The sequence below is a fragment of the Phormidium sp. CCY1219 genome, assembly GCF_035615515.1.
Taxonomy (GTDB): domain Bacteria; phylum Cyanobacteriota; class Cyanobacteriia; order Cyanobacteriales; family Laspinemataceae; genus CCY1219.
Genome location: NZ_JAJENT010000508.1, coordinates 1 through 8,550, shown reverse-complemented (window position 1 = coordinate 8,550; position 8,550 = coordinate 1). Strand labels below are relative to the sequence as shown.

Annotated in this window: 4 protein-coding genes; all 4 read left to right on the top strand. The window is 52.2% G+C overall.

What is annotated here, in order from left to right:
- Positions 1–447 precede the first annotated feature (447 nt).
- The 4 genes from LKK83_RS13300 to LKK83_RS13285 all read left to right on the top strand — a co-directional run bounded on the left by LKK83_RS13300 (position 448) and on the right by LKK83_RS13285 (position 8,388).
- Positions 448–783, top strand: a complete 336-nt coding sequence (locus LKK83_RS13300; protein WP_324631645.1) for an STAS domain-containing protein — start codon at positions 448–450, stop codon at positions 781–783.
- A 1,070-nt stretch (positions 784–1,853) separates the two neighbouring features.
- Positions 1,854–4,496, top strand: coding sequence for a TIGR03960 family B12-binding radical SAM protein (locus LKK83_RS13295; protein WP_324631644.1), 2,643 nt, complete (start codon positions 1,854–1,856; stop codon positions 4,494–4,496).
- 1,150 nt (positions 4,497–5,646) lie between these two features.
- The gene (locus tag LKK83_RS13290; RefSeq protein WP_324631643.1) at positions 5,647–7,638 is read left to right on the top strand and encodes an Rne/Rng family ribonuclease; all 1,992 of its coding nucleotides are present in this window, start codon (positions 5,647–5,649) and stop codon (positions 7,636–7,638) included.
- 147 nt (positions 7,639–7,785) lie between these two features.
- Positions 7,786–8,388: a ribonuclease HII gene (locus LKK83_RS13285; RefSeq protein ID WP_324631646.1), complete on the top strand. Its 603-nt coding sequence runs from the start codon at positions 7,786–7,788 to the stop codon at positions 8,386–8,388.
- Positions 8,389–8,550 lie beyond the last annotated feature (162 nt).

Genomic DNA, 8,550 nt, shown 5'->3' with positions numbered 1-8,550 from the left:
CCTCGTAGGGCTTAGGCTGGTCAGCTACCTAAAGTCAGGGGCTAGAAGCCCCGTCTCTTTAGAGCGGGGTGCTGACGGCTTTACCTTATTATGGATCCAGAGCGACTTTTCCACATCTACTCCTCATTTTCTGCTGAATTTCTCCGCACAAGAGTGATAATCTCCCCCGTGGATTGGCGATCGCGATCGTTGCGCTCTTTCCCTCTTTCTGGTATAATCTTATGATTTTGAACTGATTTTTTGGATCCTCATCTCTGATTCCTTTTATTTTCGTATCAATTAATACTGTTTTTTCTCGTTCTTACTGAAAACTTTACAAAACCACCAGAAAGTAAAAAGATTTGGCAAAACTAACCGAAAAGGCTTTTCAATCTGGTTTCGGAAAAGCTATGTATAAAGCATAGCATTGAACAACATTGACAAACCCAGACCGAATGAGGTGAAAATATGGTTACGGCGATCGCAAACCCCCAGATTAATGTTTTACACTTAGAAGGTTCTTTCCATGCTGCCAATGCGGCGCAGCTACAGGCACGATTGACTAGAGCCGTGCAGTCCTCCACCAACCTGCCTTTACTGGTGGATATGGAGGGAGTCGAATTTCTCGATAGTGCCGGACTTATGGCGTTGGTATCCGCATTGAGTCTGGCCCAAAAACTCAAACGCAGATTTAGTCTGTGTAGCGTTTCACCTTCAATTCGGATCTTGTTTGAACTGACCCAACTCGATCGCGTATTTGAAATTTTTGCCAATCGTGCCGCTTTTGAAGCCGCATTGAGATAACCGAGAAGAGAGTACAGGCGATCGCCTCCCTGCGAGTCCCCCTCCAACGTACAATTCCAATGCCCTTTTTAAAACAGGCGAATTCTTCCCCATCCACCATTGAGGTAAAATCGCCTGATTTTTATGGTAAAAAATTTTCCGGGATAAAAGTCGCTGGGGAACGAGTTAAACGAGTTAAACGCAACCGGGTAAAGTATTATTTAACCTCAATTTTCAATCAGCTTTTTACTGACAATAATTGGAATTATTCTCTACAAAAAATAGAGAATAATTAAAGCTAAAATCACTATAGTTGATTATTTTTTAGACCGAGAAGTACCGAGAGGCTATCGAAGAAAATACTACTTGTGAATAGATATTATTACCCTAGGCATCTTTGCTGTTATTGCTGGAACTGATACCTGGAAAACAATAGAAGCTTTCGGTTTGATTTAGTGCGAGCGAGCCTTCTCAATAATCCCCCATTAATCTCAATAACCACTGAAGCGACGTTTAAATAACAAGTTGACAACTAACCTATAAAGCGATCGCGCAAATTTTAGTTCATCAAACAGCGATTCTGCCTTATATAGAGCATTAGATGCGTTTGTCTTGCAAACCCACCCCAACCGGCGGCCAAAAATTCTCTATCCCCCCATCGTTGACCCTAAAGGTTAGGGTTACGCGAAAGCGCCAGGATTGGGGGGTAGGGTTGGGTAGAAAACAGGATTTCCCCTTTAGAAGCAATCCGATGGGGAAAAAGGGTGGAGGAGACGCGGAGAGCTATAGCAGATGAAGAGTTGCGTTGTCGCAGAGAAACTGCTGTTGTCCTCTATACTATTAAGGTAAGGTAAAAAATAACCGTTGAGTGGGTCGATGGTGTACTCGATCGCCGCTCAGGAGCGCTGCTCAGTTTGTTTCCACTCTGAGTTTCGCCACTCAAGAGCGTCAATCCAACCGCGCAGTGTCGATCGAGTCAGTGCCGATATTTCAGCGCTAAGCACAAGCTTATTATCACAGTTTTGAGTTAATATCAAGCGACCCACTTGTTGTGGACAGAGAAAACAGCAGGAAGAAAGTAGAGTTTTGCCGTGGCAGTCGCAGTAGAAAAACTTTTAACACCAGAAATTTTGCAACCGGCGCGTTATCTAGGCAACGAGTTGGGATCGGTGCATAAACCGTGGGAGAGTGCGACCGTCCGCTGGGTGTTGACCTACCCAGAAATTTACGAGGTGGGGGCCTCCAACTTAGGGCATATCATCCTCTATAACATTTTGAACGCGCAACCGAGACAGCTATGCGATCGCGCCTATTTACCCGCAAAGGATCTGGCCGAAAAACTGAAAGCCACCGAGACGCCCCTATTTGCGGTGGAGTCGCGGCGGTGGCTGAGTGACTTCGATATCCTCGGTTTCAGCCTCAGTTACGAACTCGGGGCCACCAACATCCTGGAAATGTTGGACTTGGCGGGGATTCCCCTAACCGGGAAAGAACGGTGTAGCGATCGCCCGTGGAACGTAGAAACTGGTAGCGCCCCCTTAATTTTTGCCGGGGGTCAAACTGCCACCTCCAACCCGGAACCCTACGCCGACTTCTTCGACTTCATCGCCTTGGGAGATGGAGAAGAACTGCTCCCAGAAATTGGCATGGTTCTCGAAGAAGGCAAAGCCGCCGGAGTGACTCGCGAAGCAATCCTATTCGATTTAGCCCAAATTCCCGGGGTGTACGTGCCGCAGTTCTACGATATGGCGGAGGATGGATCGGTCCATCCCAACCGTCCCGGGGTGCCGGAAAAAGTTCTGCGCCGGGTAGCTACCCCGATTCCGGCATATTCCATCGGCTTAGTGCCCTACGTGCAAACCGTTCACGATCGCTTGACGATGGAAATTCGGCGCGGCTGTACCCGGGGCTGTCGCTTCTGTCAGCCGGGAATGCTGACGCGGCCCGCCCACGATGTAGAACCCGAAACCGTAGTCGATGAAATCGCGCGGGGGATGAAAGCCACCGGCTACAACGAATTTTCCCTCCTCTCATTAAGCTGTTCCGACTACCTAGCCCTTCCCGCCGTGGGAATGGAAATCAAAAATCGACTCAAAGACAGCAATATTTCCCTCTCCCTCCCCAGTCAGCGGGTCGATCGCTTTGACGAAAATATCGCCAACATCATCGGCGGTACCCGCAAAAGCGGTCTGACTTTCGCCCCGGAAGCCGGCACCCAGCGGATGCGCGACATCATTAATAAAGGACTCACCAACGAAGAACTCCTGCGCGGGGTCAAAACCGCTGCAGAACAAGGGTGGGATAAAGTCAAACTGTACTTTATGATTGGCTTACCCGGAGAAACCGAAGCCGACGTGCTCGGAATTGCCGAAACCGTTCATTGGTTGAGGCAACAGTGTCGCACGCCTTCGGGCAAACGGCTGTCGTTCAACCTGACGATTTCCAACTTTACGCCGAAACCCCATACGCCGTTCCAATGGCATTCCGTGTCTACTTCGGAGTTTTTGCACAAGCAGGACATGCTGCGCGAGGAATTTCGCCGGATGAAGGGGGTAAAGGCGAACTTCACAGACGTGCGGATTTCGGCGATGGAAGACTTCGTGGGACGAGGCGATCGCCGTCTCGGTCCGGTGGTGCGTCGCGCTTGGGAACTCGGTGCCGGCATGGATTCTTGGTGGGAAAGTTTGGACCGGGCATTTGGTGCTTGGGCGCAAGCCATTGACGAAGCGGGGTTGAGTTGGAAATACCGCCAAGTGGAAAATGGCGAGTGGAACGTGATGGACTCGGCAAATGCGGATCTAACGGCGTCTCTGGATGCGCCTTTACCGTGGGATCATTTGGATACCGGCATCGATAAGCAGTGGTTGAAAGATGACCTGTTGCGCGCGGGAGAAGCGGCAACGGTGCCGGATTGTTCGTTTGCCGGCTGCTCTCACTGTGGCGTCTGTGGGGTTGACTTCGGTCACAATATTGTGGTAGAGCAACCTGCGATTCCGCAATTTGAGGGACATTTTCAGCCCAACCAAACCCGCGCCCAAAGACTGCGGGTGTGGATGGGTAAACAGGGGGATATGGCGCTGCTGAGTCATTTGGATTTGATGCGCTTGTTCGATCGCGCCGTGCGTCGTGCGGATTTGCCGATCGCCTTTACCGGGGGCTACCATCCCGGACCGCGCATCTCTCCGGCAAATGCCCTGAGCTTGGGTGCCACCTCGAGCGGCGAAATCGTGGATTTCGAACTGACCGAACCGATGGATGTGGCCGCATTCCAAGAGCGGTTGAGCGCTGAGCTGCCGCAGGATATGCCGATTTACCAGATTCGGGAAGTGGATGTGAAGGCGCGTTCCGCCAGTCAGCAGTTAGAGCGCGCCGAGTATTTGCTGACCATCGGCGCGATCGCATCGGATGAGGGTCAGGATCCGGCCAGTGCCCAATCCTGGCAAGGGTGGATCGATCGCATTCTGGCTCAGGATGAGATTTGGTGGGAACACAAGACGAAAAAGGGCAAGTTAAAACAGGTGAATCTGCGCGATCGCCTGTTTGAACTCGAAGCGATCGATACCTCTGACGACCCCACCATGCCTACGGCGGTGGTGCGGTTTGTCGGGAGCTGTCGCAATGATGGTACCCTGCTGCGCCCGGCTCATGTGCTTTATCTGTTCGAGCAACTCGAAAGCGGGGAATTCCAGCTTTTGCATACCCATCGACAACAGTTGATTTTGGCCGATGAATGATGGGCTGCTTGAAGCCAAAAAATTGAAAAAGCAGGTGTTACAACTCCCGTCCCTTTTCTCCCCTTCTCCGGAGAGGAATGATTTCTTAAGAATTAAGAAGTCATTGCCAGGTCAATTCTGTTTTTATCAATTTCTAGCCTCCCGACATTCAACCTTTTCTATTTTTCCCAGACGCCGGCATCTTTGCCGGTCCAGTCTGGTTGGAGGGAAAGAAACGGACACCACCGCTTTATCCCCGAACATTGTTAGACAAATCTAATGATTTAAGAGCGCTTGAAAAAAGCAAAGAAAGTGCTAACATCAAAAAGAAAGCAGGTGATGGGCCAGAAGTTTCTGACTCCCGGAGCAACCCAGCTTCTCGACCCAACGTCGCGGACTGGCGGTTGCTGGTGGGTGCAAGGCTGAAATTGAACTGACGCCGAGAGGCGAAGCCCACCGGAGAACGTCCGGTTTTCAGCACCCTCTCGGGAACGAACAAGCCCTCTCGGCGGTGCCAAATGCGTGGGGGGAAGTACGACCGCCGATTCTGTCACCCGGAAGGCGGAAAAAAGTCAGGCTTCCACTCATGGGGTAAAAAGGCCAGGGCGAGAAGGGTTCCACTCCCGCGCTCAGGATGGCAAATTTTTAGGGTCTGGAACGCAAAGCGAACCGCTTCGGGGCGAGGGGATCCGGTTTTCTAAACAGACCATTCGCTCTATAATAAGACAGCGCCCCCCAGGAATTGTCGCTGGAAGCGACGCGCGATCGCGCTTCTGAGCGAACCCAAGCACGAGATGCTGGCTTGCGATCCACCTGCAATGCTTTCAGACTTTAAATGAATTCAACGCCGCCATTCGTAGAGATGTTTGATGCAATATCTCTACCGAAATTTATCCGGCTCTTTTGCACCTTTTTTGCACAAAGATGTCGGCGCAACTCTGAGTGAAAGCTATCGATTCCACCCTATCCGGTGGCGGAAACATCGCAGTCGCTCTAGCTTTTTCCCCCACAGGGGCGATCGTTAATTCTCCCTACGTGAAAAGCAAGTTTCGTTTTGTCTATAGCTACACATTCGTGCCTTCATCGGTCCATTGGACAAGGGAGCGATGAGAAAGAATAAAGAACAAAAAGCAAGTAGCTGACGCTTACGCCTAAGTTTTGAGGAAATTGAATGCCGAAGCAAATTATTATCGCGGAGCAGCATCGAATTGCTGCAGTCTTTTCTGAAGATCAGATTCAAGAACTGGTAGTTGCCACGGGAACCCACCAAGTGGGCGATATCTATTTAGGGGTGGTGGAAAATGTCCTCCCCGGAATTGATGCCGCCTTTGTCAATATCACGGACCCGGAACGCAATGGATTTATCCATGTCAGCGACCTCGGCCCGTTGCGCCTGAAGCGTTCCTCCGGAACCATCACCGAACTGCTGGCACCTCAGCAAAAAGTGCTGGTGCAAGTGATGAAAGAACCCACCGGCAATAAAGGACCGAGGCTGACGGGCAATATCACCCTACCGGGTCGCTATTTAGTGCTGATGCCCTTCGGGCGGGGGGTGAATCTCTCCCGGCGGATCCGGGTCGAAACCGAACGCAACCGCTTGCGCGCATTGGCGATTCTGATCAAACCCTCTGGAATGGGGTTGCTGGTGCGAACCGAAGCCGAAGGGGTCAGCGAAGAAGCCATTCTGGAAGATTTAGAGTTTTTACAAAAACAATGGGAGGACATCCAACGGGAAGCCGCTGCAATGCGCCCACCTGCCTTGTTAAACCGGGACGATGATTTTATCCAGCGGGTGCTGCGAGATATGTACAGCGCTGATGTGAATCGCATCGTCGTAGACTCGGGCAGTGGCGTGAAGCGGGTCAAGCAACATTTAATGAACTGGAGTGGCGGCAAATCGCCCCAAGGGGTGTTAATTGACGAACACCGCGATCGCAGCTCTATTTTGGAATTTTTCCGGGTGAATGCGGCGATTCGCGAAGCGCTCAAACCTCGGGTAGACCTGCCCTCTGGCGGTTACATCATTATCGAACCTACAGAAGCGCTCACGGTAATCGACGTCAACTCCGGCTCGTTTACTCGGTCCGCCACTTCTCGCGAAACGGTGCTGTGGACTAACTGCGAAGCCGCTACGGAAATCGCCCGTCAGATGCGCTTACGCAATATTGCCGGCGTGATTATTATCGACTTTATCGATATGGATTCGCGGCGCGACCAGCTGCAGGTCCTCGAACATTTCAACAAAGCCCTAAAAGCCGATAAAGCTCGCCCGCAAATCGCTCAACTCTCCGAACTGGGTTTGGTGGAACTGACGCGCAAACGCCAAGGCCAAAATGTTTACGAACTGTTTAGTCGCCCCTGTCCCACTTGTGGCGGTTTGGGTCATATGGCTCATTTCCCTGGCGAACCGGAACCGGAAGCACAACCTCTGCAACCCGCACCGGAAGCGCCAGAACGCACTGTGCCTCCACCGGTGAAAGCCGATCGCACCCCGGAAACCCCCACGCGCGACGTGGCGGAGTACGAACCGACGAGCGAACTGTCCGATCTCGATTTGCTCAATCATCCCAGCTATCAAGAATTGAGCCTCCCGGGCACTCGCCGTCGCCGTCGTCGCCGTTTGGATATCGGCGAAGGGGAGTCCACCACAGAAACCACCAGACCGAATACCCGGGGAGGAACGACTTTCCCCTCTACCCGGGAAAAAGCCGAGTGGACTGGATCGCAAAGCTATGCCGATGCGGGGGCTTATTCCGGTGGGAATGAGGGTCGATCCGAGCAAGGGCGTAGCTCTCGCCGGATGCGCGACTACGACCAAGGGGGCGGCTCTTCTACCGAAGTGATTCAAATTGAAATGACCCCGGAGGAGCAGGATATTTACGCTCTGATGGGCATTTCTCCCTTAATCCTTTGCGATCGCGACATCAAAAATCCCAAATCGGCGGCGATCTCGGTAACAGAACCGGGAGAATCCAACACCACCTCCCAGGTGGAGTATTCTGAACCGGAGGAAGCGGAAACTTCCCTCCCCGAGTCGGACAATTCTCCCGCCAATGTGTCGGATGAGGAGGATGCTTCTGAGTCTGATGAAGGTGAGGACGATTATGGCCCGGTGCTGAAAACTCGTCGCCGCCGTCGTCGCTCTTCTGCTGTGGAAAGCTAAGATTGATTCGCTTGTCCTTGGCGGCTCTCGCCAAGGACTTCTGTTTGGGATTTGTTTATGCATCATCGTCAGAATATGTCGTCACAATCGCCACAACAGCTTAGTCTCTGGGAACCTGGTTCCTTCTCCCTTTCCGGGGTGGATGAAATGTCTTACCCCGGACCGATCGCTGGGGTGGATGAAGTGGGACGCGGCTGTTTGTTCGGTCCGGTGGTGGCGGCGGCGGTGATGTTACCGAAATCTCAGCTTTCTGATTTGCAATCCGCCGGGGTCACCGACAGCAAGCAGTTGTCCGCAAAGCAGCGCGAGGCCCTGACGGGGGAAATTCGCTCCCGCGCGATCGCCCTCGGTATCGGGATGGCTTCAGTGCGCGAAATCGATCGCCTGAATATTTTGCAGGCGTCTTTGCTGGCGATGAAACGCGCCATTCTCAAATTATCCGTTCCCCCGGCTTTGTGTTTGGTGGATGGAAATCAAAAAATCCCCGATTTGCCGATCGCCCAACACACTCTGGTGAAGGGCGATCGCGCTTCTGTGGCGATCGCCGCCGCCAGTATCCTCGCCAAAGTCTGGCGCGACGAACTGATCTGCCGCTTGGCTGCAAAATATCCCGAATATGACTTGACAAATAACAAAGGATATGCTACAGCAAAACATCGCCAAGCATTGCAAAAATATGGTCCTTCCTCTCAACATCGTCGCTCTTTTGCTCCCTGTCGCGTCGGGGAAATCTCCACCCTCAACCTGTGACAGCACAGACACGCCCTGGATTCCCCCAATTGACGCGGGAGGGGGAAAATGACCTACTGTCTCAATATTCACTGCCCGCATCCCGAAAGTCAGGGACTCCGTAGAAACCAACCCCATGTCTAAAGCCAGGGGCTTGTACTTCTAACCACCTGACCAGCCTAA